This is a genomic window from Candidatus Binatia bacterium (genome assembly GCA_036493895.1).
In the GTDB taxonomy this organism is placed as follows: domain Bacteria; phylum Desulfobacterota; class Binatia; order UBA1149; family CAITLU01; genus DATNBU01.
Genome location: DASXOZ010000017.1, coordinates 1 through 25,121, shown reverse-complemented (window position 1 = coordinate 25,121; position 25,121 = coordinate 1). Strand labels below are relative to the sequence as shown.

The 25,121-nt window shown below is 65.9% G+C and carries 21 protein-coding genes; 18 read left to right on the top strand and 3 right to left on the bottom strand.

Going from position 1 to position 25,121, the window contains the following annotated elements; genetic code table 11:
• The first annotated feature begins 63 nt into the window (after nt 1-63).
• From VGK20_04390 to VGK20_04375, 4 genes are read left to right on the top strand one after another with little or no spacing between them, the layout of a single operon-like run.
• Nucleotides 64-1,062 (top strand): phosphotransferase family protein, encoded by a 999-nt coding sequence (locus VGK20_04390; protein HEY2773276.1) that lies wholly within the window; start codon nt 64-66, stop codon nt 1,060-1,062.
• Nucleotides 1,063-1,080: 18 nt separating this feature from the next.
• A complete protein-coding gene (locus VGK20_04385; protein HEY2773275.1) occupies nt 1,081-2,061 on the top strand; it encodes an MBL fold metallo-hydrolase in 981 nt (326 codons plus the stop codon).
• Nucleotides 2,062-2,064: 3 nt separating this feature from the next.
• Nucleotides 2,065-4,128 carry a glycosyltransferase family 39 protein gene (locus VGK20_04380; GenBank protein ID HEY2773274.1) on the top strand — a complete coding sequence of 688 codons (2,064 nt, stop codon included), beginning with the start codon at nt 2,065-2,067 and terminating at the stop codon, nt 4,126-4,128.
• Entirely contained in the window at nt 4,125-5,273 is a 1,149-nt protein-coding gene (locus VGK20_04375; GenBank protein HEY2773273.1) for a serine hydrolase domain-containing protein, read from the top strand. The genes VGK20_04380 and VGK20_04375 overlap by 4 nt, the downstream gene beginning before the upstream one ends.
• A gap of 190 nt (nt 5,274-5,463) precedes the next feature.
• Here VGK20_04375 and VGK20_04370 read toward each other — a convergent pair whose 3' ends face one another.
• Entirely contained in the window at nt 5,464-5,754 is a 291-nt protein-coding gene (locus tag VGK20_04370) for a hypothetical protein (protein ID HEY2773272.1), read from the bottom strand.
• Between the two features lie 783 nt (nt 5,755-6,537).
• On the opposite strand from VGK20_04370, the gene VGK20_04365 reads away from it, so the two are divergent.
• The 5 genes from VGK20_04365 to VGK20_04345 all read left to right on the top strand — a co-directional run bounded on the left by VGK20_04365 (nt 6,538) and on the right by VGK20_04345 (nt 12,952).
• Entirely contained in the window at nt 6,538-7,377 is an 840-nt protein-coding gene (locus VGK20_04365) for a hypothetical protein (protein ID HEY2773271.1), read from the top strand.
• The gene (locus VGK20_04360; GenBank protein ID HEY2773270.1) at nt 7,374-10,457 is read left to right on the top strand and encodes a DUF4215 domain-containing protein; all 3,084 of its coding nucleotides are present in this window, start codon (nt 7,374-7,376) and stop codon (nt 10,455-10,457) included. The genes VGK20_04365 and VGK20_04360 overlap by 4 nt, the downstream gene beginning before the upstream one ends.
• A gap of 68 nt (nt 10,458-10,525) precedes the next feature.
• Nucleotides 10,526-11,356 (top strand): hypothetical protein, encoded by an 831-nt coding sequence (locus tag VGK20_04355; protein ID HEY2773269.1) that lies wholly within the window; start codon nt 10,526-10,528, stop codon nt 11,354-11,356.
• Nucleotides 11,357-11,438: 82 nt separating this feature from the next.
• Complete coding sequence (locus VGK20_04350; protein HEY2773268.1) at nt 11,439-12,092, top strand: TetR/AcrR family transcriptional regulator; 654 nt, start codon at nt 11,439-11,441, stop codon at nt 12,090-12,092.
• Nucleotides 12,089-12,952, top strand: coding sequence for an enoyl-CoA hydratase/isomerase family protein (locus tag VGK20_04345; GenBank protein HEY2773267.1), 864 nt, complete (start codon nt 12,089-12,091; stop codon nt 12,950-12,952). Before VGK20_04350 ends, VGK20_04345 begins: the two co-directional genes overlap by 4 nt.
• A 55-nt stretch (nt 12,953-13,007) precedes the next feature.
• Here VGK20_04345 and VGK20_04340 read toward each other — a convergent pair whose 3' ends face one another.
• Nucleotides 13,008-13,322, bottom strand: a complete 315-nt coding sequence (locus tag VGK20_04340; GenBank protein HEY2773266.1) for a DUF3303 family protein — start codon at nt 13,320-13,322, stop codon at nt 13,008-13,010.
• 468 nt (nt 13,323-13,790) lie between these two features.
• Here VGK20_04340 and VGK20_04335 point away from each other — a divergent pair, with 468 nt between their 5' ends.
• Nucleotides 13,791-14,744, top strand: a complete 954-nt coding sequence (locus tag VGK20_04335) for a cytochrome c3 family protein (GenBank protein HEY2773265.1) — start codon at nt 13,791-13,793, stop codon at nt 14,742-14,744.
• Complete coding sequence (locus VGK20_04330; GenBank protein ID HEY2773264.1) at nt 14,741-15,445, top strand: cytochrome b/b6 domain-containing protein; 705 nt, start codon at nt 14,741-14,743, stop codon at nt 15,443-15,445. Before VGK20_04335 ends, VGK20_04330 begins: the two co-directional genes overlap by 4 nt.
• A 4-nt stretch (nt 15,446-15,449) precedes the next feature.
• On the opposite strand, the gene VGK20_04325 is transcribed toward VGK20_04330, so the two are convergent.
• Nucleotides 15,450-15,884 (bottom strand): CBS domain-containing protein, encoded by a 435-nt coding sequence (locus VGK20_04325; protein ID HEY2773263.1) that lies wholly within the window; start codon nt 15,882-15,884, stop codon nt 15,450-15,452.
• A 261-nt stretch (nt 15,885-16,145) separates the two neighbouring features.
• Here VGK20_04325 and VGK20_04320 point away from each other — a divergent pair, with 261 nt between their 5' ends.
• The 7 genes from VGK20_04320 to VGK20_04290 all read left to right on the top strand — a co-directional run bounded on the left by VGK20_04320 (nt 16,146) and on the right by VGK20_04290 (nt 24,825).
• Nucleotides 16,146-18,290, top strand: coding sequence for an Ig-like domain-containing protein (locus VGK20_04320; GenBank protein ID HEY2773262.1), 2,145 nt, complete (start codon nt 16,146-16,148; stop codon nt 18,288-18,290).
• Between the two features lie 50 nt (nt 18,291-18,340).
• Nucleotides 18,341-20,029 carry an FAD-dependent oxidoreductase gene (locus VGK20_04315; GenBank protein HEY2773261.1) on the top strand — a complete coding sequence of 563 codons (1,689 nt, stop codon included), beginning with the start codon at nt 18,341-18,343 and terminating at the stop codon, nt 20,027-20,029.
• A gap of 468 nt (nt 20,030-20,497) precedes the next feature.
• On the top strand, nt 20,498-21,037 hold the full coding sequence (locus tag VGK20_04310; GenBank protein HEY2773260.1) for an RNA polymerase sigma factor: 540 nt from the start codon (nt 20,498-20,500) through the stop codon (nt 21,035-21,037).
• Nucleotides 21,034-21,726: an NrsF family protein gene (locus VGK20_04305; protein HEY2773259.1), complete on the top strand. Its 693-nt coding sequence runs from the start codon at nt 21,034-21,036 to the stop codon at nt 21,724-21,726. Before VGK20_04310 ends, VGK20_04305 begins: the two co-directional genes overlap by 4 nt.
• Nucleotides 21,727-22,159: 433 nt before the next feature.
• Nucleotides 22,160-23,188, top strand: coding sequence for a PEP-CTERM sorting domain-containing protein (locus tag VGK20_04300; GenBank protein HEY2773258.1), 1,029 nt, complete (start codon nt 22,160-22,162; stop codon nt 23,186-23,188).
• Nucleotides 23,189-23,332: 144 nt separating this feature from the next.
• Complete coding sequence (locus VGK20_04295) at nt 23,333-24,148, top strand: SUMF1/EgtB/PvdO family nonheme iron enzyme (GenBank protein HEY2773257.1); 816 nt, start codon at nt 23,333-23,335, stop codon at nt 24,146-24,148.
• Between the two features lie 149 nt (nt 24,149-24,297).
• Complete coding sequence (locus VGK20_04290; GenBank protein ID HEY2773256.1) at nt 24,298-24,825, top strand: hypothetical protein; 528 nt, start codon at nt 24,298-24,300, stop codon at nt 24,823-24,825.
• Nucleotides 24,826-25,121 lie beyond the last annotated feature (296 nt).

Here is a 25,121-nt window from a genome sequence, read left to right as displayed (position 1 = left end):
GACCCGGGAAGGGAAGCGGGAATCGACAGGGAACTGCTCGATTTCGCCATCCTGGCCGCGTGGATGGACCGCCAAGGCCTTGCGCGGGGGCCGATCGAGGACGTGCAGGTGCTGGCCGGCGGCACGCAGAACCTGCTGCTTCGATTTCGGCGTGCCGGACGGGAATTCGTCCTCAGGCGACCGCCGAGACACTTGAGGCCGAAAAGCAATGACGCGCTACGGCGTGAGGGGCGCATCCTTGCCGCGCTGGCCGGTACCGACGTGCCCCATCCCGGCTTCATCGCCGGCTGTTTCGACGAAACCGTGATGAACGGCGCGGTCTTCTACCTGATGGAGCCGGTGGACGGCTTCAATGCGACTACCGAGCTTCCGGCACTGCACGCCGGCGACTCCGGCGTGCGCCACGCGATGGGCCTGGAATCGGCGGCGGCACTGGCGCGCCTGGCACGTCTGGATCCCTCGAGCCTCGGCGTGGCCGACATTGGCCGGCCCGAAGGGTTCCTCGAGCGCCAGGTGCCGCGATGGCTTTCCGAGCTGGAGTCGTACTCGCGGCACGAAGGTTATCCGGGGCCCGACATTCCCGGCATCGACGCCGTGGCCGCGTGGCTGGAGCGCCACCGTCCCGCGCAGGGGCCGACCGGCATCCTGCACGGGGACTACCACCTGGCCAACGTCATGTATTCGCGCGACAGCGCGCGCCTCGTCGCGATCGTCGACTGGGAGATGATGACGATCGGCGATCCTCTTCTCGATCTCGGCTGGCTGCTTGCGACATGGCCGGATGCCGAAGACGTCTCCGTCGGATCGACGTCGCTGTACGTGCAGGCCGGCGGCCTTCCGTCGCGCGCAGAGCTGGTCGCCACCTACGCCGAAGGCTGCACGCGAAATCTCGACGCTCTCGACTGGTACGTCGCGATGGCCTGCTTCAAGCTGGGCATCGTGCTCGAGGGCACCCATGCACGCGCTTTTGCGGGCAAGGCGCCCGTCGAGATCGGCGATCTTCTTCACGCGATCACGCTCGGGCTATTTCGCCGTGCGCTTCGCATCGTCGGCGCCAACTGAGATACGTCGCGCACCAACATGAGCAGGCAAAAACCGTGGAAATTCGTGCTGCTCGGCGTCGTTGGAGTCGTCGCCGTCGCCGCGTATCACCTGCTGTCGCGGCCTTCGCTCGATCGTTACGAGGCCATCGAGCTCGGTGCGGCGCCGCCCGGTCCCGATCTTCGCGTGACCTTTCTCGGCGTCTCGACCCTCCTGTTCCGCGACGCTACCGCCGCCGTCCTGGTCGACGGTTTCTTTACGAGGCCTGCGGCGCTCCAGACGTGGAGAGGAACGATCGGGCCCGACAGCGACCGCATCACGGCCGGGCTCGCGCTAGGCGGCATCCACGAGTTGGACGCCGTCGTCACGGCGCATTCCCACTATGACCACGCGATGGACGCGCCCGAAGTCGCCAAGCGGACAGGGGCGATGCTCGTCGGTTCGCCGAGCACGGCCAACATCGCCAAAGGCTGGGGCCTCGACGACGCGCACGTCCACGTCGTCCATGGCGTCGACACGCTGCGCTTCGGCGACCTCAAGGTGACGCTGGTTCCTTCGATGCACTTTCCTCATGGCATCGCGATGGGCGAAATCACCGCACCGCTGGTCCCGCCCGCCGCAGCCACCGACTACAAGGAAGGAGGAAGTTTCTCGATCCTCATCGAGCGCGCCGGCCGCAGCGTCCTCGTGCAGTCGAGCGCCGGCTACGTGACCGGTGCGCTGGCCGGCCGCCATGCCGATGTCGTCTATCTCGGCGTCGGCCTTCTCGGCGAAAAAGACGGCGACTATCGCGAAGCGTACTGGCGTCAGGTCGTCAGCGCCGTCGGCGCGCGCCGCGTCGTCCCGATCCACTGGGACGATTTCACGCGCGCGCTCGACGAGCCGCTGCTGCCGATCGTCCACGCGCTCGACGACCTGGATGTCTCGATGTCGTTCGTCATGGCGAGAGCGGCCACCGAGCATGTCGAGGTACGCTGGCCGGTCCTCGGCGTCGCGGCCGATCCTTTCGCGGGACTCTGAGCGGTGTTGCGCGCCTCCCACCGCAGCGACGCCCTCGTTTTCGCGCTCGCTCTCGTCGGAGCCGGGTACTTCCACCAGGGCGGAGGATGGAACCAGAACTCGCGCTTCGCGATGGTCCGCGCGGTTGTCGAGGGTCACACCCTCAGCATCGACGACTACATCATCTACCGGAAGGATCCCTCCACTGCGCAGCGCCTCGAGCGCGTGCCCGCGCAAAGCGCGAATCTTTCGAGATCGGGGAGTGAAGTCGCGCTGGCTTGGCGCGGCTCCGCGGGTTCGCTGGTCCCGATCGACGGTGCTGCGGCCGGCAACCGCAAGCTCGTTGCTGCGGAGGACATCGCCGCGACGGGCGATCTCGCGTACAAGGACGGTCATTTTTATCCGAACAAGGCCCCCGGCGCTTCGCTGCTCGCGGTGCCGGGATATGCGCTCGTGCGCATGGTCGAAGCGCTTTTCGGTGCAGATCCCGACGCGTGGTCCGTACTGACCTGGAACGCGTGGCTCGCGAGCCTGCTCAGCGTCGGCGTCGCGATGGCCATCGGCGCCGTGCTGGTGCTGAGGCTCGCGCGCGGCATGGCCTCGGAGCTTTCGGCCAGGCTGGCGGCACTGTGCTTTGCATTCGCGACGATGGCGCTGCCGCTCGGCACGATGCTCCACGAACACGACATCATCGCCGTCGCGCTTCTCGCGTGCCTGTACTTCATCGAGACGGCCGGCGACGGCTCCGCCGACGCCGCTGCGCGAAGGCTCGCCGCTGCCGGCTTCTGTGCCGGCTACGCCGCGATCACGAACTACACGATGGCTCTGGTCGTGCCGATGTTTGCGATCTACCTCTACTGGAAGCGACGCGGGGCGCGCCGCCTGCAAGCCGATGCGCTGGCTTTCGGCTGCGGGGTGCTCATCCCTCTCCTCGTGATCTGCGCCTACAACATTACGTGCTTCGGAACCCCGCTGACGACGAACTACGCGTGGCAAAGCCCCACGTTTACCGCCGAGAGCCGTTTTCTCGGCGTGTTCGCGCTTCCGCGAACGGATGTGCTGCTCGCACTGCTGGTCTCGCCGTACCGCGGCCTGTTCTTCTCGTCGCCGATCCTGCTGCTGTCGGTCGCCGCGATGGTCGGCCTGTGGCGCGCGCAGCAGCGACGGCCGCTGGTGCTTTTGATCGCGGCGGTCACCGCATTCGTCGTCGCCGTCAACGCGAGCTTCAACGGCTGGGACGGCGGCTGGATCGCCGTGCCCCGCTATCTCGCTCCCGCCGTCGGCCTGCTCTCGTTGCCGATCGCGGTCGCGTTCGACCGCTGGCAGGGCCTCGCGAGCGGGCTTGCCGCCGTCTCGCTGCTGATCCAGCTCACGATGACCATCGTCGATCCCCAGGTCCCGATGGGAGACGCAGGCGCGGCGGGGCTGCCGGTATCGTCGGTCTTCGGGCTCGATCCGATGCAGCGCTACGTCGTGCCGCTGTTTACGACCGGCCATGCGTGGCCTCTCCTCGACGAAATGATCAACCGCAGCGTCGCGAAGACGGTGCAGGCCGGGCTGCAGCGCGGCGATGCGACGGCGGACATCGAGAACAAGTCGTCGAGCGTGCGCGCCGATCTGCGCTCGCGCATCGAGCAGGGACAGGCGACGCCGTTCGAGCTTGCCGGCGTAGTCGGGCCGGTCTCGGCCAACCCGATCGGGATCTACGAGGGCTACTACTACCGCCTGTTTCCGGCCAACAGTCCCGAAACCCTCGGCAACTCCTTCAATCTCGGCGAGCTGATGTTCCCCGCAAGCCGGCTCAGCCTGCTTCCGCTATTGCTTGCAGCGACGGTGCTGCTGATTCTTCTGTTCCAGAGCGACGAAGAAGCCGTCGCGGAGCCGGCAAGCAAGCCAGTTCCTTCGCCGCCCGCTCGCCCAAACGGTCGCCCGAGCCCAGGCGATCGCCCGAGCCCAAGCAATCGCGCGAGCGATCGCGCAAGCCCGAGCGATCGCGCCAGCGATCGCCCGAGCCCAAGCAATCGCCCAAGCGATCGCGCAAGCCCGAGCGATCGCCCAAGCGATCGCGCAAGAAGGAAGAAGCCATGAGCGACGTATTGATCCACGGCCACGTCGACCCCGCGTTCGATCGCGTGCGCCAGGCCTTCGAAGCGAACTTTGCCGAGGGCCGCGAGGTCGGCGCTTCGTTCGCCGTCCAGATCGACGGTCGCATGGTCGTGGACCTGTGGGGAGGCTTCACCGACGCCGCGCGCACGAGAGTGTGGCAGAAAGACACGCTCGCGAACGTGTGGTCGACGACGAAGGGATTCGCCGCGCTCTGCATCGCCATGCTCGTCGACAGGCGCGAGCTCTCGTACGACCAGACGGTCGCGAGCATCTGGCCGGCGTTCGCAGCTGCAGGCAAGGAAAACCTCACCGTCGCCGAAGTGCTCAGCCATCAGGGCGGGCTTTCCGGCGTCACGACGAAAATCCGCGCAAGCGACTACGCCGATCGCGAAAAGATCCTTTCGATGCTGGCCGCGCAGGAGCCGCTTTTTGCAACCGGGCAGTCCGGCTACCACGCGATGATGTACGGTTTTCTCGCCGGAGAGATCGTCCGGCGAGTAAGCGGCAGATCCCTCGGCCGCTTCTTCGCTGAAGAAGTCGCGGGACCTCTCGGGGCCGACGCGTGGATCGGCCTGCCCGAAAAGGACGACGCGCGCGCGGCCGAGATGGTACCGGCCGCGGGACCGCCGACGACCTCCGACGGCGCGCCGGTCGCGCTTCCTCCGCATCCTGCTGCACGAGCCGCGCTGGCCAATCCTCCGCTGGATGCGCGCACGCCGAACGAGCGCTGGTGGCGCGAGATCGAATTGCCGGCCGCCAACGCCCAGGCAAACGCGCGCTCGATCGCAACCGTCTACGGCATGCTCGCGCGCAGCGGCCAGGCGGACGGGCACCGGTATCTCTCGCTCGAGACGATCCGCGAAGCGACGCGCACGCGTGTGCACTCGACCGACCTGGTGCTCGGCATCCCGATGCGGTGGGCCGCCGGCTTCGCCCGCAACGACGGCGCGATCTACGGTCCCAACCGCGAGACGTTCGGACATTCGGGATGGGGCGGATCGTTCGGCTGCGCCGACCTGGATGCGCACCTCGCGATGGGCTACGCGATGAACCAGATGTTCGCGAACCTGCGCGGCGACCCGCGCTCGCTGGCGCTGATCTCGGCGGTGTACGCGTCGCTCGCGTGAACGGCGGAATCCCCGGCAGGGACCAGGACCGCAGACATCCGCGCAGCCGGGTATTCCGACCTGCGACGAGCGGCGTGGCGTCTCCCTGCCCCGATTGCCCCGATTTCCGGTGCGCGGACCAGTACATCGGCGCCGGTTCGCGCACCCACGTGAGCAGGGATCGAAGCCCGCTCGGCGCGGGCTCCATCGATCAGTAGTAGAACGTCCAGCCGAACAGCGTCGACGGCGACTGGATCACGCAAAGGTGCGTCGTCGTGTTGCACAGGTAGCAGGTCCAGGTCGACATCAGCAGGTGCTTCTGCGTCTTCCCGTCCGGGCTCGTGAACGTCGTTCCCGCAGCGAACGTCTGGCAACCGTAGTTCGTCGGCACTCCGCCGCCGCCGCCGCCACCACCACCGCCACCTTTCTTGGCGGCATCGGCAGTGCCGGCCACCAGGGCGAGCGCGAGCGCAACGAGGCAGGCCTTATAGCTGGTCTTCATCTGGGTCCTTCCCCTCTTGTTTGCTTCGTCAGCGTCCGTCCCGCCGAACGTTGCGAGCTGCGTGCCAGTCGGCGGTTTCCCGCTCGGCTCCAGACGAGGAATCGTTGGCGAAGCCCCTTCGGAAGGCCGTCCCGCTGAACGACCGGCAAGGGGGACATTAACGGCTAAAAATGGGATGCGAAACCTCAAAAACACGCTAACCCCCCATTAGGACAAAGAAATCTCGAGAAAACTGACTACCCACTAAACTCAAGTGCGTCAGCATGGGGTCAGCATGGGGTCAGGCACACAGGAATGGGGTCAGGCACCAGCCTTCCCGTGCCTGTCCGTCCTCGGGTCCACCTGGGCTGGAGCGGTGCGAGGCCGGCTGAACCCTACCGGCGGCAAAAACCGCGCGACCGGTTAGAACTTTATTCTAGAATGGTGTTCCGACGCCGCCGAAGTCGGCGGCGGCAACTCTCCCGGGGGCGGTCCACGTCCCCCGCGCGTTCGGAATTTTTGTGACCTCGGGCACGATACGCAGGCCACATCCTGAACGCCCGTTTCAGAATGCGACATCCGGTCGGCAACTTCGCGCCAAGTGAAGATTTCGTCATTGGGTTCCCGTACAGGAGGCAAGCCATCCCACGCGGAGTACGACAATCCCGGCGGTCAACTCGAACGAGCGCGGGCCAAAGACTCGCGATCCGCTGATCGGCGCTATCGTATGCCCGGCTGTCCAAATATTGTGAACGGGCACCGCACCGGACGATTCGGGTATTCGTTCGAGTGCGGAAGAGGACTATGGACGAGCAAGAGCTGACGTGTCGAGTTTCATCGCCCCCGAGTAGACTGTCGGCGCTGGCAGCGGCGGCGGCGTTGTTGCTCGCGACGGCCAGCGCCGCAACGGCCAAAGATTGCGGCGACACCGTCGGTGGAGTGCGGGTCGCATGCGCGTGCGGTGACATCGTCGTCGTCGATACCGTGCTCTGGCCCACCGATCCCGTGGCGACCGAGCGTTGTTCGGGTGACGGCCTCACGCTGCTTGCCGATCCCCGCGCCGCCAGTCTCACCCTCAACCTGGGCGGCCAGAGCATCCTCGGCCGTGGCTACGGTACCGGCATACGCGTCGCTCGCGGCGGTCGTCTCGGCGCCGTTATCGTCGGCGGCGACGAGGACGATGCCAGAGCCGAAATCGCCAACTTCGCCACCGGCATTCGCGCGTCGGGCCGCGATGCGCTTCGCGAAGTCCGCTCGATCGATGTGCACGACTGCTCCGCCAACGGACTGTCGATTCACGCCAGCGGTGTCGCACTCGACGACGTGCTCAGCAACGGCAACGGGCGCGACGGCGTTGCGCTTTCCGGCCACGGCAACCGGATCACCGGAGTGACTTCCAGCGCCAACGCGCGCGACGGCCTCAAAGTGCACGGAAGCGCCGGAAGGATCGACGCAAAGACGACGGACAATCGTCGCAACGGAGCCGTCATCGCCGGTCGCGACAACCGCATCGAGAAGATGGTGACTTCCGGCAACGGTGCAGCCGGCGTGGTCGCCCCCGGCAAGGCCGCGGCCACCGACGGGGTGCAGGCCACCGGCAACGGCGGATCCGACATCAAAGGACGCACGGAAGCGGGTCGATGAGCGGCGGTCACCGGATCAAGAGCTCGCAGGCAGTTGCAGCGATCTTCGTCGCCGTCTGCATGTGCGCGGCATCGACGGCAAGGGCGGGAACTCCCGCCACCACCTCCGCCGACGTCTGTGCGAGCAACGCCAATCCGTGCAACGTGACGAGCACCTTCGACGTCGCCAACAATGCGGTCCTGGACTTCGGTACGCGCACCGTGAACGTGTCCGGCGCGGGTCAGTTCAACTTCGGCACCGGAAGCGGCAGGATCGATTGCGGATCATTTACCGCATCCACTTCCAGCGCATTCCTGAATGCCGCAGGCGCGACCTCTTCGGGCAGCAGCAGCGGTTCGGTGCTTTTGCAGGCCCGCCGCCTTTGCACCTCCGCCAATCCCCTGGTCCCGTGCCTCGACGACGGCGACTGCCAGCTCGGCCCTTGCGGAGTGAGACGCTGCTCCCTCAAGACGACACGCACGTGCACGGGCGATACCGACTGTCAGCTCGGGCACTGTGGTTCCCTCCACCGCTGCTCGGGCTCGACGACGTACTTTCGCTGCAGCACGAACGCCGATTGCGACCTCGGTACCTGCCCCTCGCAGATCACGTGTACGGGCCGGGGGGACAATCCCGTCAACTGCGCGGACAACAGCGACTGCGAATACGGCAGCTGCAGCGTCGGCACAGCATCGATCAGCCTCGGAGGCTCTGTCACCGGGAGCTCGGACAATCCGGCCACGATCGTCATCCGCGCCGCCGATTCCGTCTCGATTGCCAAGCCGGTCACCCTCAACAGCACGTCGGTGGACTCCGACGGCGGCAGCCTGTCGGTGGACGCGCGGACAGGCTCGATCACGATAAGCAACAACATCAACGCTACCGGTGGCGGCGCTTCGACCGGTGGCGACGTCGAGCTCAACGCCGGAACGGACGTCGTGCTTCAGTCCGACATCAACGTTCTCGGAGGAGACTTCGATGGTGGAACAATCGACCTCACCGCCCGGCGGGACGTCACCGTCACGAGCAGCCTGATCGCCAATTCCGGGGCGGGCGCCGGTTTCGGCGGCGACATCTCGGTCACCGCGGGGCGGGACTTCTCGTTTCACGGTGTCTCGGCTTCCAACAAAAGCACGATCGAAACCAGCGGCCACATGGACTCCGAGAATGATTCCGGCGACGGTGGCAGCCAGGATCTCGAGGCCCTGCGCAACGTGCTGCTCGACGCGAACACGCGGCTGATCGGCAATGGCTCTACTCCGGACGGTGAGGGCTCGGACGTTACGATCGAGTCGGGCGCCGGCCTCGAAATCGACGGCGACGTCACCGCGAAGGCCGCAGGAGCCCAGGGCGACGGCGGCTTCGCACAGATCACCGCCGACGGCGGAACCGCGACCATCGGCCCTGCCGCGGCCTTCGACCTGAGCGGCGGCAGCGCCGGCGGCGGCGTCCTGGACCTCGAATCGATCAGCGGAGATCTGAGCTTCGCCGGCGACGCCGACGTCAGCGGCGGCAGCGGCGGCGCCGGAGGCAGCGCAGTGCTCGTCGCCCGGCAGGACGCCAGTATCAGCGGAGCCATGTCGGTGGCGGGAACCGGCGGCGGCAGCCTTGGTGCGGAAGCCTGCGGTTTGACGCTCCAGAGCGGCAGCAGTCTCGACAACAACGTCGACAATGGCGCCAACACGCTGATCTCCCACGACACGATGAAGCTGCTGGCAGGAAGCACGGTGACGTCCGGCGCCAGCGGCAGCAACACGCTGCGCTACCGAAGCGTCGCCAACCCGCCTCAGGTGCAAGGTACGGTTGCTCCCGCGGCGACGCTCGTGGCCGATGCCACGCTGGCGCCCTGCCCGCTTTGCGGCAACCGCAGGATCGATCCCGGCGAATCCTGCGACGACGGCAACGCAGTCGACGGAGACGGATGCAGCGCCGACTGCCAGAACGAGAACTGCCTCTCGCAGACAGCCGCGCCAGGCTACCCTGCCGTTCCGCTGTGCGAAGACGGCGACCCGTGCACCACGGATATCTGCAACACGTCCGTCAACAACGGGACCTGCCAGCACACGCCCAAAAGCTGCGACGACGGCGTGGCCTGCACGACCGACTCCTGCAACACCAGCGACGGCACGTGCCGGCACAGCGCCGACGACTCCGCGTGCAACGACAGCAACCCTTGCACGGATGATTTCTGCTCGCTGACGAGCGGGTGCTCGAATACGGCCAACAGCAGCCCGTGCGACGACCACAACCGCTGCACGAACAACGACGTCTGCAGCAACAAGGCCTGTCACGGTACGCGAATCAACGGGTGCCTGTTCTGCGGCGACGGCTTCGTCAACCCGCTCGCGGGCGAGCAATGTGACGACGGGAACAACGAGAACGGCGACTGCTGCTCTTCGACGTGCAAGTTCGAAGCGGCCGGCAGCTCCTGCGAGGACGGGTATTTCTGCACGATCAACGACACCTGCGACGGAAATGGCGACTGTGTCACCGGCGTTCCGAACAGCTGTGCCGACACCGACGCGTGCACCCAGGATTCGTGCAGCGAGGATCTGGCTGCTTGCGTGCACGCACCGGTCCCGCGCGACGCGGCCGCCTGCCTGGTCGCGCCGGCTTCGAAGCTCCAGATCAACAATTCGAACGGCCAGCTGAAGGACAAGCTGTCGTGGCAGTGGAGCCACGGCGATGCCTTCGCGCCCGAAGACTTCGGCACGCCCGGGACCGACACGCACTATACGCTGTGCATCTACGACGAGGCGTCAACGGTTTCTTCGCTCAAGGCGTCCATCGATATCGCCCCGTCCACGCACTGGATAAGCAAGGTGCCGTCCCTCCTGCAGTACAAGGACAAGACGGGAAGCTCCGAGGGCGTCCTGAAGGTGCAGTTGCGCTCCGGCAATGCGGGTCGCACCCAGGCGAAGGTCCTTGCCGGTCACGCCAACCTCACGCTGCCTTCTCCCGCGGGCGCCACGTTCTTCCACGAAGAGCCGAACGTCACCGTTCAGCTGGTCAATGACGCGGGCATGTGCTGGATGAGCCAGTTCGCGGTGGCCGATACCGGCACCAACAGCGCCGCGATCTTCAAGGCGCAGACAAAATGACCGGGCCTCAAACGACCGGCGGCTGCCGCAAAACTGACCGAGGACGACGAACAGCCGGAGGACAACCGATGGAAACGATGTTTCGGACAGCAATGGCCATCGCGATCGTGTGGAGCTCCGCTACCGCCATCGCCGCGCCGACTCCGGGCGAGAAGTGCGCGGCAGCCAAGGACAAGGTCGCGGGCTCCTATTACGCATGCCGGCAGAAGGCCGACGCGGTCGCGGCCAGCAAGAGCGCAACGCCGGATTATTCGACGTGCATTGCGAAATTCGGCGACAAGTGGGGTACCGCCGATACCGCCGGCGGCGGAATGTGTCCGGACCATATCGCCACCTCTGCAGACATGGACACTTACCTCTCCGCTCAAGCGACGGCAGCGGCCGCGATCATCGCGGGTACCGGGAGCATCCCGGCCTGCGGCGACGGCTCGATCGACGTCGCCGGAGAGAAATGCGACGGCGCCGATCTCGGCGGACTTTCCTGCGCCTCGTTCGGACTTCACGGAACGCTGGCCTGCACGGGCGGCTGCGACTTCAACTTGACGGGTTGTACGGCGTGTCCGTCTCCGGGCGTTCCGTACGGCGACGCATGCTGGTTCCTCGGCGCCAACGGCGCGAGTTGTACGAGCACCTGCGGCGCCAGGGGCCTCGTCTACGACGATGCTACCACGATCATTGCCGGCAGCGACGGCTCGGACGCGAACTGCATTGCACTGCTCGACGCAACCGGTGCTCCAAGCTCGGGGCTCGATGCTTCCGGCGACTGCGCGGGGGGCGGCTACGGCTGCGCCGTGCTCACCGCACCCGGAGACGTCATCTTCCGCGCCCGCTGTCAGACGCCGCCTACCGATGCTTCGAGCACGAACGCGGATACCGGTCGCATCTGCGCCTGCCGCTGAGTCACGGGCGGGCAGCGCTTCTGCACGGGCGATGCGGCTTGACTAGAATAATGTTCTAGTCTCCTATCCGCCCATGCCGCGGGTGGCGCCACGAACGGATCGCCGCGCCGGGATCCTCGACGCCGCAATCGTCTGTTTCGCAAAGCACGGCGTCGGCAACACGACGATCGCCGAGATTCGCGCCGTCTCCGGCGCCAGCGTCGGCAGCATCTACCATCACTTCGGCGACAAGGACGGCATCGCCGGCCGCGTCTACCTCGAGGTCCTCCAACGCTACCACGACAGCTACCTGGAGGCGCTCGATGCGTGCACCAGCGGCGAAGCTGCGGTCAAGACGACGGTGCTCCACTACTTCGAATGGGTGGCGGCGCACCATGATGCCGCACGCCTTCTTCTCGAGGCGAGGCAGTCCCCGCAGGTGGCCGAATCCGAGAAGGAAATCCGCGCGGCCACCAGGCGATTCCTCGCGCTCGTGCACGCCAGGCTCGCGCGCTTCGTCGCCAGCGCAGAGATGCGCGAGCTTTCGCCGGCCGTGCTGACGGCGCTGCTTGCGGCGCCATGCGCCGCCCTGGCGGCCGCATGGGTACGCGGCCCGCGTCCGAAGGATGCCGCCGAGCAGAGCAATGCGCTGGCCGAGGCAGTGTGGCGCGCCGTACGCGCCGAGTCCGCCACAGGCAGCACCACCACTATGGAAGCGAAACGCCGGACAGCGGCCAGCAGGAGGACGCGCAAATGACAACGATCCCGACCAGCATCGGCACCAGACAATACGTCGCGGCGCTTCGCGCCGAGCCTCGCACGCGCGTGAAAGTGGAGCGGCCCCGGCCTGCCGTCGCAGTGCTGCGAATGGTCGACGAGGCCAACAACAACGCCCTTTCCGGACCGCTCACCGTCGAGCTGCAGCAAACGCTCGGCGAGCTGGTTGCCGACGACGAGGTCCGCGTCATCGTGCTCACCGGCAGCGGCCGCGTGTTTTCGGTCGGCGGAGACTGGAAGCTGATGACGGAGCGCGCGCACACGTTCGCCGATCGAGAAGAGGGAACCGCCGACCTCTGGCGCTGGATCCGGCAACAGTTCGGCGGCATCGCGCGCACGATCGTCCACTGTGACAAGGTCGTCATTGCCGCGATCAACGGCGATGCCGCGGGCGTGGCGCTCGCGTGGGCCCTCAACGCCGATCTCATCGTCGCCGCCGAGGATGCGCGCCTTGTCACCGCGTTCGGCCGCATCGGACTGGTGCCGGAAGTCGGCACCAACTGGGTGCTCACGCGGCGCATCGGCTACCAGAAAGCATTCGAGCTGTTCGTCACCGGTCGGACGGTGACGGGGAGGGAAGCTGCAGAGATGGGACTCGTCAACGCCGCGGTGCCGCGCGAGGAGCTGGACGCCGTTGCGCTCGAGTGGTGCGAGCGCATCTGCCGCCTGCCCGACTACGTCGTTTCCATGACGAAGCCTCTCATGCGGCAGGCGGCGGACATGACATTCGACCAGGCAATGCTCGCCGAGGAGTTCGCCGAGCCGAACACGTTCACGACGCAGTATCACCAGCGCACGATCCGTGCGCTGCTCGACAAGACGGCGAAGGCCGCGGAGTAGAAGCCGGCAGCCTCGGCGCGAGCGGATCGCCCGCACGGAGGCATGCGTCCAGTGGCTATTTGCCCTGCAGCCCGTCGCGCCAGGCCATCGCTTCGAGCTCGACGCGGATCGCCTCTTCGACCGGAATCACGGGTCGAGCCTGGAACTCGAATGCGGGGAGCATCGAGCAGAACTTGTGAACCGCCGCCGGGTCATCGCAGTCTACGAGCATATGGCCGCCCCACTCGCCCACCCGTATGACGAAGACCTCGATCTTGAAATTGGCCGGCGCCTTCCACGGTCGGAAAACCTCCAGGATCCGCTTCTGGGCGTTCTCGTATTCGATCGGTGATCCCTGTGACCGTTCGTACCAGCTGATCATGTACTTCATGGGCCTCTCTCCTTGGTCGAGTTGATGGATACAGCAGCGGCCGCTGCTTTGGCGGCTTGTCGTCCGAAATAGCCAACGGCCGGCGCCACCGCCAGTCCGGCAGCGGCGCGCCCGGGAACGACTGGTCGATTCCCTCGCGATCCATCACGACGCAGCCCCGCAGGACCCGCTTGCGCCCCATCACCCATCGCGCCGAGCGCTGTGCGTGGTCGCGCTCGAGACTGGTCAGGATTTGAGAGTTCTCATGATCGACGACGTCGTGGGGCAGAATTCCCGGCTTTGCGAAGGCGCGGCCGACTTTGCGTCACCTCGAAACCTGGCGACGAGGACCCGGGAACGCTTCGGACCCGCTGCAACAACCATCCGTTCGTCGTTCGCGGCACGTTCTTCCCGCGCAGCGGCGTTGCCTGCAACTTCCGGCACGGAAAATGCTCCACATGGAGAGGGACGAGGATCGAGAGGAGCATCATGGGCGCGTCGGCACTGCTCGCGCAAAGCATGACCGGAGAAGCGACGGCATCACGTCGCGTCATCGGCTGGCTGATCCTCCTCGTCTTCGTGCTCACCTCGGGCGGCACAGCGACCGCGGCCCTCGCACAAACGACGGCGGTACAAAAAGAGGCAACCTGCATCGGCTGCCATCGACCTCGCAAGGAAGTCGTCGATCAGTTCCGTTACCTGTCGTCGGTCCACGGTCAGCAGGCCTGCGACCTGTGTCACGAAAAAGGCTTTTCGACTTTCCCCCACGACTCGGATCAGTCCACGGTCAAGGACTGCACCGACTGTCACGAGGGGTCCGAGCCTCACGACTGGGACGGCATCGCCGGCGCAGTCGCCGGGAGCGTTCACGAGAACAAGGTCCCCCTGCTTCGATGCACCACGTGCCATTCGCCGCACTACTTCAGTCCGGCCAGCCGCGTGACCAACCTGCTCGCCGGCATGACGATCGCCAACGAAAGCTGCGTGGCGTGTCACGTCGATGAAGCCTCGCGCGACGATCCGAAGCTCGCGCTGGCGGCGCTGGCGAAAAAACACACGCGGCTGATCCATGCCGAGGTCCACCTGCGCAGCAGCCCGTGCATCGCGTGCCACACCGACCTGAAGGGTCGCCCCACCACGTCTTCGCTGGAAGCGCCGATGCACAAGATCCTGCCGGCCAGGGAGGCGCTGGCGGACTGCGTAGCGTGCCATGCCAGCAATACGCTGCTTGCCACCGAGCTCTACACCCACGAGGCCACCCTCCAACGCAGCGAGAAAGGCTGGCTGAACTCGGTGCTGTTCAATACCGCGTACGTAACCGGCGCGACGCGGCAGGTCTGGCTCGATTGGGCGACGCTCGGCCTGGCCGTCCTCGTCGTGCTCGGCGTCGCCGCCCACGGTGGCGGTCGCTGGATCGCCATGCGATTGAGAAAAATGTCATGAAAGGCGAAGTCGTCCTCTATCCTCTCTGGCTTCGCATCTGGCACTGGACCAACGCGCTGCTCTTCGTGGTGCTGCTCATCACGGGCCTGTCCATGCACTATTCCACTCCCGGCTACCCGTTGGCGGGTTACCGGGCGTCGGTGTTGAGCCACAACGTTGCCGGCATTCTTCTGACCGCCGGCTACGTCGTGTTTCTCGTTGGAAATTACCGGACCGGCAACGGCCGCTTCTACCGGCTGTCATTGGACGACGTAACCTGGGGCGCGCTGCGCCAGGTGCGCTACTATCTGCTCGGAATGTTCCTCGGTGAGCCGCACCCCTTCCCGCACTCGGCCGAGCGGAAATTCAACCCGCTCCAGAAGCTCAGCTATCTCGCCGTCATGTTTGCTCTCGTTCCTCTGATCATCGTTGCGGGCTGGGCGCTGCTGTTTCCGGAATTCCTGCCACGCAACCTGTTCGGCCTTCCCGGCATCGCGCTCTGGGCGATCGTCCACACGTACCTCGGCTACTTCGCCTCCGTGTTCATGATCATCCACACGTACCTCGGCACCACCGGCGAAACGCCGGGCGAGCTGTTCCGTTGCATGCTGAGGGGTCAGACGATACCGCGCGACGCGCTCATGCCGGCCGAGGGGCCGCAGCGGCCACCAGTGTCGCCTGCTGCGCAGGTCTCTCGCAGTGACGCGAGCGATCAGCTCTGACGAGTCACGCTCCGCGCTTGCGCTCGATGGCAACGAGCGCGTCGAGAAGGTCGCTTCGCGTCAGGATCCCGACGAGCTTGCCGTCCTCGAGGACCGGTGCACTGCCGATGCGTTCGGCCCGAAGGCGCGATGCCGCGTCGGCAACCGAATCGGCCGGACCCATCGTGACCAGGTCGGGAGTCATGATCTCCTCTACGGCCAGCTCGGATGGATCCGTCCACTTGCGATCCCGGTGCGCTGCATGGGACGCCGCTTCGAAAACCGTCGGCATCACCTCGCGCAGGTCGCGATCGGTAACGATCCCGACGAGCTTGCCGTGGGCAACGATCGGGAGCTGGTTGATCCGCTCGCGCACCATCACTTCCCGAGCATGCGCGACCGTGTCGCGCGGACCGAGTGTGCGTACGGTTTTCGTCATGCAGTCACGGACAAGCAGCATTGTTCCCTCCGTTGACGTGGACGGGGAGAGGATAGGGGGGCCTCGCGCGAAAGCGAGGCGGCGTCCTTCCGACGGTAGTTCGCGTGACTGCGAAAGCCGGTGAGGCTCGTTTCTCGAACCTGGTAAGGCATCGCGACCCCGGCGGCCTGGAATCGCCTGACGTGCTGTTAGAACAGGGGTTTTCTCACCCGGAAGTTCCCCACGGTCACGGCACGATTGCTGCATCGCGACTGGACGGGCGCGGAGGACAGGAGAGAGGCCATGACATGGCGAAGAAGCTTTGCGCTGCTTCTCGGTAGTTCTCTCGTCGGTGTGGCCGTATCTGCCGGCGCCGCCAACTACACGATTGTCGGATGGAACAATCTCGGCATGCATTGCATGGACGGGGATTTTTCCGTCCTCTCGCTGCTGCCGCCGTACAACACCATTCATGCCCAGGTGATCGATCCTGCGGGGGTGATGCTCGCCGATCCGCCCGCTGCGGGAATTTCCGTGACCTACGAGGCGGTTGCGGACAGCACCGGCTCGATCAATACGACGTCGCAGGGAAAGACGAATTTCTGGCAGTACGTGCAGCCGCTATTCGGCGCGTCTCCGGCGATCGATGTCGGGCTGACCGGAGTTCGCATGCCGGGCCCGGCCAACACGCCGCAGCCAATGAGGTGGGATTCGGCGTCGGGATGGTTCATCGCCGAAGGCGTTCCACTGACGCCGTACGATGATGCCATGAACAGGAATGCCTACCCGATGATGCGTCTCGTCGCGCGCGACGGCGCAGGAACGATGCTCGCTTTCATCGACATCGTGCTGCCGGTCTCCGACGAGATGGACTGCCGCAGCTGTCACAGCCCGGCCGCCGGGACTCCGGCGCCGGCCATGCCGTTGCAAGGTTGGGTGACCGACCCGGACGCCCAGCGCGAGACGCGCCTGAACATCCTTCGCAAGCACGACGAGCTGCAGGCGGCTGATCTGACGTTCCAGGCTGCGCTCACCGCCGGCGGCTACAATGCGAGCGGCCTGTACGCGACCGTGACGAGCGACGGCAAGCCGATTCTTTGCGCAAGCTGTCATGCGTCCGCCGCGCTCGGCACCACCGGCCAGAGCGGTGTGATGCCGCTGACGCAGGCCGTTCACGGCAGGCATGCGACTGTCGTCGATCCCCAATCCGGCCAGACTCTCGACGCTTCGACCAACCGCGGTGCATGTTACCGCTGTCATCCCGGGGCCGAGACGCGCTGTCTGCGTGGTGTGATGGGAGCATCGGTGGCACCGGACGGTTCGCTCGCGATCCAGTGCCAGGAGTGTCACGGCCCGATGAACGCTGTCGGTGCTGCGGGGCGCCTCGGCTGGCTGCAGGAGCCCCTCTGTCAGAGCTGCCATACCGGCAATGCAACGCACAACAACGGCGCGCTCCGCTACACCTCGGTATTCGAGTCGCCGGGGCAGGTCCGCCAGGCGGTCGACGGAACTTTTGCTACCACCGCCGATGCACCCGCAGCTGGCCTCTCGCTGTACCGATTCTCGACCGGGCATGGCGGCCTCAAGTGCGAGGCATGCCACGGCTCCACGCACGCCGAGTTCGCATCGATCCATCCGAACGACAACGTGCAGAGCGTCGAACACCAGGGGCACGAAGGCATGCTCGTGGAGTGCGCCGCGTGCCACGGAGGAAACCAGCCTGCGACCATGAGCGGCGGTCCTCATGGCCTGCATCCGCTCGGGCAGGCGTGGGTGAATGCCCACCCCGATCTGATCGGTGACGGCGGGGACACGACGCCATGCAAAGACTGCCACGGAACCGATTATCGGGGGACCGTGCTGTCTCGCACGAAGACCGATCGCACGATCAACGGCGAGTTCGGAACCAAGCGCCTCTGGGCCGGTTTCCAGGTCGGCTGCTACACTTGTCACCTCGGTCCGCACAACGACACCGCGAACCCGAACAGGCCGGCCGTCGCGACCGGCGATTCTGTTTCTGCCATTGCCGGCGTGGCGCTGAAGGTCCCGCTCGTTGCAAACGACCCCGACGGTGATGCGCTCGCGCTGCGCATCGTCTCGCAGCCGCTGCACGGCACGACCGGTCTCGAAGGTACCCTGGCAACCTATATTCCGGAGCCCGGCTACGCTGGCGCCGATTCGTTTACGTTCGCTGCATGGGACGGGTCCACCGACTCGAATCTGGCCACCGTGACGATCGACGTCGCCGGCCGCATGTGCGGCGACTGCACGGGCGACGGCCGGCTTTCCGCCGGTGATGCGCTGGCCGTGCTTCATGCCGCCGTGGGCATTTTCAACTGCGCCCTGCAGGTTTGCGATTTCAACGGAAGTGGAGCCGTGACCGCGTCCGATGCATTGGCGGTGCTGCGAGCAGCCGTAGGCCTGCCTTCCAGTCCCAACTGTCCGTAGGGAGCGATGGCGCCCCGATCCCGGACAACGGCGAGGAGTGCCGACCAGTCATGTCGCTAACCGCTGCGCCTCTTCGCCGCGTGCTCATTGTCGGAGGCGTTGCCGGCGGCGCCTCCTGCGCCGCCAGGCTGCGGCGGCTCGATGAGACATGCGAGATCGTGCTGCTCGACCGCGGGCCGCACGTCTCGTTCGCCAACTGCGGCCTGCCGTATTTTGTCGGCAACGTCATTACGGAAGAAAAAAGCCTGCTGGTCGCATCGACGGGGATGTTCCGCGACCGTTTCCGCATTGAAGTGCGTACCGGCACCGAGGCGGTCGCCATCGACCGCGGGCGGCAGATGCTAACCGTTCGCGACGTCGCGAGCGGCGCGGTCCGGGAAGAGCACTACGACGCGCTCGTGCTCGCGCCGGGCGCAGTCCCGGTACGGCCGGCCTTGCCAGGAATCGACCTCGACGGAGTCTTCGCCGTGCGCAGCATTCCCGACACGCGAAGGATCCGCGCCTGGATCGACCAGCACCGCGCCGCGCGCGCCGTCGTCATCGGTGGCGGATTCATCGGTCTCGAGATGGCCGAGAACCTCGTGCACCGCGGCATCGACGTGACGGTGCTCGAAAAGCTCCCACAAGTGATGCCGCCGCTCGATGCCGAGATGGCCGCGCCCATCGCCGAACATCTCCGCAGCAACGGCGTGCACCTGGTTCTCGGCGACGGCCTTGCGCGCATCGAGGCTGGTGGCGACGGCCTGCGCGTCGTCACTGAGTCGGGCAGCGCGCTGGAGGCCGACCTCGTCATTCTCGCGATCGGCGTGAAGCCCGAGACGACGCTCGCGCGCGAAGCGGGCCTCAAAATCGGTCCGCGCGGCGGCATCGTCGTCGATTCGCAGATGCGCACGGACGATCCGCACATATGGGCCGTGGGTGACGCGATCGAAGTACGCGACGTCATCACCGGCCAGGAGGTGATCCTTCCGCTGGCCGGCCCCGCAAACCGCCAGGGGCGGGTTGCGGCTGCGTCGATTGCAGGACGCGATGTCCGTTTTCGCGGCGTACAGGCCACCGCGGTCGTCGGAGTGATGGGTCTGACGGCGGCGACGACCGGCGCGAGCGAGAGAGGTCTTCGCCGCGCCGGCGTGACGAGTTTCGAGAAGGTCTACCTGCATCCCGGACATCATGCCGCGTACTATCCGGGCGCAAAGTCGATCCACCTGAAGCTCCTGTTTTCGGTGCCCGACGGGCGCGTACTCGGGGCCCAGGCCGTCGGCCTCGAAGGCGTCGCGAAGCGCACCGACGTGATTGCGACGGTGCTGCAGTTCGGAGGCTCGGTCGAGGACCTCGCCGAAGCCGAGCTCTGCTATGCGCCACAATACGGAGCAGCCAAGGATCCCGTCAATCTCGCGGGCATGATCGCGGTGAACGTGCTCAGCGGCGACATGCCGCTGGCGGACTGGGATGCCATCGGACACGACGGCCACGTGATCCTCGACGTGCGCGAGCCGTCGGAGTTCTCTGCCGGGGCAGTTCCCGGCGCGATCAACGTGCCGTTGTCGCAGCTCCGCCGGCGGCTCGCCGATGTGCCGAGCGGGAATAAAATCGACGTGTACTGCGGCGTCGGGCAGCGCGCGTACTACGCGGTGCGCTTTCTTCGCCAGAACGGCCGCGATGCGCGCAACCTGAGCGGCGGGTTCACGACGTGGAAAATGAGGGAGAAGGCGGGCGTACGCGGGTCGCTCCGAAACTAAGATCCTCGGCGAGCCGGCTATCGCCCGAGACTATCCGACTCGCGTGAGCCCTCAGCCCGCTCGTCCCTGTTTCCGCGACGAACGAAGTTCCGGTTTGTCGGGAGCGTAAGAAAAAGCCTGAAAACGCGCGGGCCGCAGCCACTTCTTGCCGGCCCTGAGCCGGAACGTTGTGCCCGGAGAGCCTGCTCCTGTCGAGCCCAAGGATGCAGGTCGGGGTTCAATCGCCAACTGACACCGGAACGGTCACCGGCCTCGATTCCAATTGGCCGCCTTTTCCCCTCGATCCGAAAGGGCTTGCACCGGTCACCCGGGTCCGGAAATGGGAACGAGAGAACCCGCCGGGGTCCCCGACCGGGCTTTGTCCCGGCTGGCAGCGAAACTTCCGAGACTCGGATCCGTATGTCTTACAAAGGCGAGGCTCCTGTGCCGCTTGCGACAGAACCGGGCGCCGAGAGGGCGGACGCGGCCATGGAGCGCTACTCCAATGGCGACGATTCCGCATTTGCCGAAGTGTACGACGCGCTTGCGCCACGCCTTCTCGGATACCTGCGCAAGGCGACACGGGACGAAGCTGCCTCCGAGGATCTGATGCAACAGACGTTTCTGCAGATACACAGGGCGCGCGGGTCGTTCATCCCGGGCGCCCCCGTGATGCCTTGGGCACTCGCGGTAGCCAAGCGACTCATGATCGACAGGGCCCGACGCAAGCACGTGGAGCTGGCAGTGTTCGCGGACGTGCCAACCGACGACGACCGGATGACGTCCCAGGCGACGATTTCCACAGACGACGTCGTGGACGCGCGGCGCACGGAGCGTCGTGTACAGGAGCGCCTCGACTCGCTCCCGGAGTCGCAGCGCACCGCGTACCAACTGGTCAAACAGGAAGGCTTGAGCCTCAAACGAGCCGCCGAGCTCCTGGGAACGACGGTACCCGCCGTGAAGCTCAGGACTCACCGTGCGTACGAGGCACTGCGTGCGCTGATTCGAGAAGACGGAGGCGCATCGTGAGCACCGACTTGAAGGCGCAGGTGCTGGCAACGGTGGCTGCCGAGCCTTCGCCGACGCGCGCCGCCGTTCATCGCCGCAACGTGATCATCGGCATCGTTGCAGTCGCAAGCGGCGTGAGTGCCTTCGTGATCTTTGCGATGTTCACGTCGCAGGGCGAGCTCGTGAGGCTCTCGGGCGAGATCGCCCCGCATCGGTACGTGGAGCGACCGGTCTCGCTGCTCGTGGCAACGGCCACAGGCGCGCTGGGCGTTGCCGCGACCGCACTATGGTTCGCACTTCGCAGAGGCGGATCGATGCTCGGAAGATCGAGCAGCCGGCTTCTTTCCGTGATCGTCCTGATCCCGCTCGCGCTGTTCGCATGGAAAGTCGGCTGCGACCTGGTGTTCGCCGATCCGATGACTGCATGGCCCACGCGGCCTGGGCTGAGATGCCTGTCGCTGTCGCTGCTCGTCGCCGCCGGTCCGCTGCTGGCATTTCTCGCCGCGCGCCGCAGCGCGCCGGAGCATCCCGCGCTCAATGGCGCGGCGATCGGCGTCGCATCCGGTGCGTGTGCGTGGTTCGGAGTGGATCTGTGGTGCCCGGTTGCGTCCGTGTCGCACCTCTTGATCGGCCACCTGCTACCGCTTGGCGTACTCGCTGCTGTCGGCGCGCTGCTGGGACAGGTGCTGCTCTCGCCGCGAAGCCGCTGACTGTGCTGCAGCGCGCGGCAGTCGGCGCCGCGTCGTCGAGCTGAGCGAAACCTTCCGACCCTCCATCCGTAGTTCTTCATAGACGCAGGATCGAACAGATCTGGCGTCGCACGGGCTCTGCACTGGCAGACGCCACCACCAGACACGCGGGTACGACGGCCGCAGCTCGGCTGTGCGAAGGCACGGTCGATGAGACGGCGTGACGCTCGCACCAGGACCCGCGCGTCGAGCGGTCGAGCGGCCGTGCAGGAAGGAAGGACAGAATGAAGAAATGCGATGCCGACGAGTACCAGGCCGCGCGCCGTGCCCTGCTTCTCACGTTCTCGAGTGGACTCGCCGCGAGTTGCAAGAGCTCGCGACCGCAGTCGGCCCGCGCCGTGCAGTTTTCAGTTCCCTGCAAGTTCCAACCCAATGCGATCAGAAGGAGACCATCATGAATCGATCACACATGACCATCACCACGCGGACGATCTCCGGCGACCGGATGCCCGCGTTTGCGCCGTCCCCTCTTCGTATCGCTGTGGCGGCGGCCACGGTGATCGCATCGATGTGGCTGTCGACGCCCGCGTCGGCGGATCCCTACTTCTTCAGTACCGGTGCACCCGACGGGCTGCTCGGGACGCTGTCGCAGCCTGCCGGCAAGGACAGCCTTGAGACGGAAACGGCCGATGATTTCATCCTCAGCGACACGACGGCGATCACCCGGGCGACCATCGTCGGGCTGATTCCGACGGGGACTGCGCTGACGGACATCGACAACGTCGAAGTCGAGCTCTACCACGTCTTCCCCAGGGACTCCGTGGAGCTCCCCGTGATCCAGGTGCCGTCGCGGGCCAACTCGCCGGCGGACGTGGAGATCGGCGCAGCGACTCGCGATGGCAAGAGGGAAACCCTCTCCTTCCATGCAGAAGTCCTGAACCCGAGCTTCCAGGCCCTGAACACCGTCACGGACGGAATCCATCCGGCACCGGCAAACGTGACCCATGGCGACGGAGTCGCGCGTGGCCAGGCGGTTCAGATCACGATCACCTTCACGCCTCCGATCGTGTTGCCGGCGGATCACTACTTCTTCCGACCCGAAGTCGATGTCAGCGGCGGCCAGTTCCTGTTCCTGTCGGCGCCGAAGCCGCTCGTGGCGCCGGGCACGCCGTTCGTCGGTGACCTGCAGGCGTGGATCCGCAACTCGGCGTTGCAGCCGGACTGGCTGCGAATCGGCACGGACATCGTCGTCGACTCTCCGCTGCGGACGTTCAACATGACCGTCTCGCTCGCCGGCAACACCGTTCCCGATGTCGGACTACCCGGTACCGTGAACTGTCACGGCCAGAGCGTGCTCGCGCTGGTCCAGCAGTTCGGGAGCCTCGAAGCGGCGGCGCAAGGGCTGGGATTTTCCAGTGTGAAGTCGCTCCAGCAGACCTTCAAGGGTTTCTGCGACCAGGGAGCGTCGCGGACATCGCACTAGCGCGCTTCACGGGGGCGAACCGCAAGGTGGGCCTGCCGCAGCAGGCAGGCCCACCGGCGGCAGCCCGGACTGCCGGCCAGATGGAACGAGTCCAGAGGAAACATTTCGCGGACAGATGACGATCGACCGAGGAGGACCACGACGATGATGAAGCAGCACGCAATGAAGATTTTTCTCGCCGGCACAGTGGTGATGGGCGTGGCGGGCACGGCGGCCGGCTCTTCGAGACTTCCCGGCAGCAGATGCGGTGCGGACGCCGTGTCGGCCGGAACGGTGTGCATCGACAAGTACGAAGAGAGCGTCTGGCGCGTGCCCGATCCGACCGCCACGAACACGATGGTAGTGAACGACATTCGACTTGGCAGAGCCACGCGCAACGAGCTGACGAGCGCCGGCGCCGTGCAGCTCGGCACGGCGGGAGAGGACTATGCGCCGTGCACGAAGAACGGCCAGAGCTGCGCAAACGACATCTACGCCGTGAGCCTGGCGTCGGAGCTGCCATCGGCGCACATCAGCTGGTTCCAGGCCCAGGAGGCGTGCGCCAACTCGAGCAAGCGTCTGCCGACGAGCGCGGAGTGGCAGGTGGGTGCGAACGGCACGCCGGACGCCGGTCCCGACGACGGGACGACGGACTGCAATACCTCTGCAGCCGGTCCCGGTCTGATCGCCACCGGTACGCGCAGCAACTGCGTATCGTCACGCGGCACTTTCGACATGGTCGGGAATCTCGACGAGTGGGTGGCGGACTGGGTACCGCGCTCTACGCAATGCGCGGACTGGGCCAGCTTCAGCGACGACGCGATGTGCCTCGTCGGCGCGAGCACGACCGGCGAAGGCCCCGGTGCACTGACGCGCGGCGGCTCCCTCGTCTCCGGGACGAAAGCCGGCCCACTCGCGGTCTCCGGCGGCAGGCTGCCGTCCTTCGCGTCGGGGCTTATCGGGTTTCGCTGCGTGCGCTAGTTGGGACTCGATGGCTAAATGGCCGATGCAGGGAGCTGCGGCTTCGATAAGATGGTTCCGCCGGGTAACCGACGGGACGCACTGAAGGGTATCCGCAAGGGCTGGCACTGCACCGGACGACGCCGTGAGCGTCGTACAACGACACGCATATGAGCCGACAGCCGACCTGGAAGACTGCAATCGACATCCTCCTGGTGCCCATCGCCGTCTTTCGAGTCGTTGTCGGCTACACCGTCGACCTGGCGGTCGCGCTCGGCTATCCGCCGACGCTCCGCGGGTGCGCGGCTGCCTGCTCGAGCGGATTGTGTGCCTTCAACTGTGAGCTGCGACAGCTGCTTCGCCTCGACCTGGCAGACTATCTTGCGAGCGGGATCGATCCCGTCTCGTCGGAGCTGGGACTGCACATCCGTTTCATGATGGGCTTCTACGCCGTCTGCGTCGCGCCGTTCATGGTGATGCTGGTCTATGCGCTCTGGCGCAAGAAGGAGGCGATCCGAGGGCCGGCAATCATGGTCGGGAGCTCCATGGCGCTGCTCATGGGACTGTTCATCGTTCGTGCGGTGTTTGGCCATCCACCTTCGACGAATCCAGGACTGCTGTTGCTGGACAACATCGTCGACGTCGTCGCGCCGTTCCTGATCTTGATCCGTGTGATTCCCCGGCCTCTGTTTGCTTGAAGCGCGACGGAGTAACGTCCTGTCGCACCAGGCCGATCACATTTGTGATCAGGCAGCCGCGACGCGAAGGTTGTTTCTGGATCCGATTCACCCGGGAGAGATTCCGCTCGAGGAGTTCATGTCCGGCTGTTCCGTTGGGGTCGAACGGCACTACACGGTTGGCGGGGTCAGGGTCGCATCGGAAGGCGATGCGGATCGTTCGGGCGGTGTTCTGCAGGACGGCAAGATGAACTACATCCCTCAGGAATGATAAGGCTGCAAAAAATGAATGGCACTTCGCACGTATCCCCCTCGTT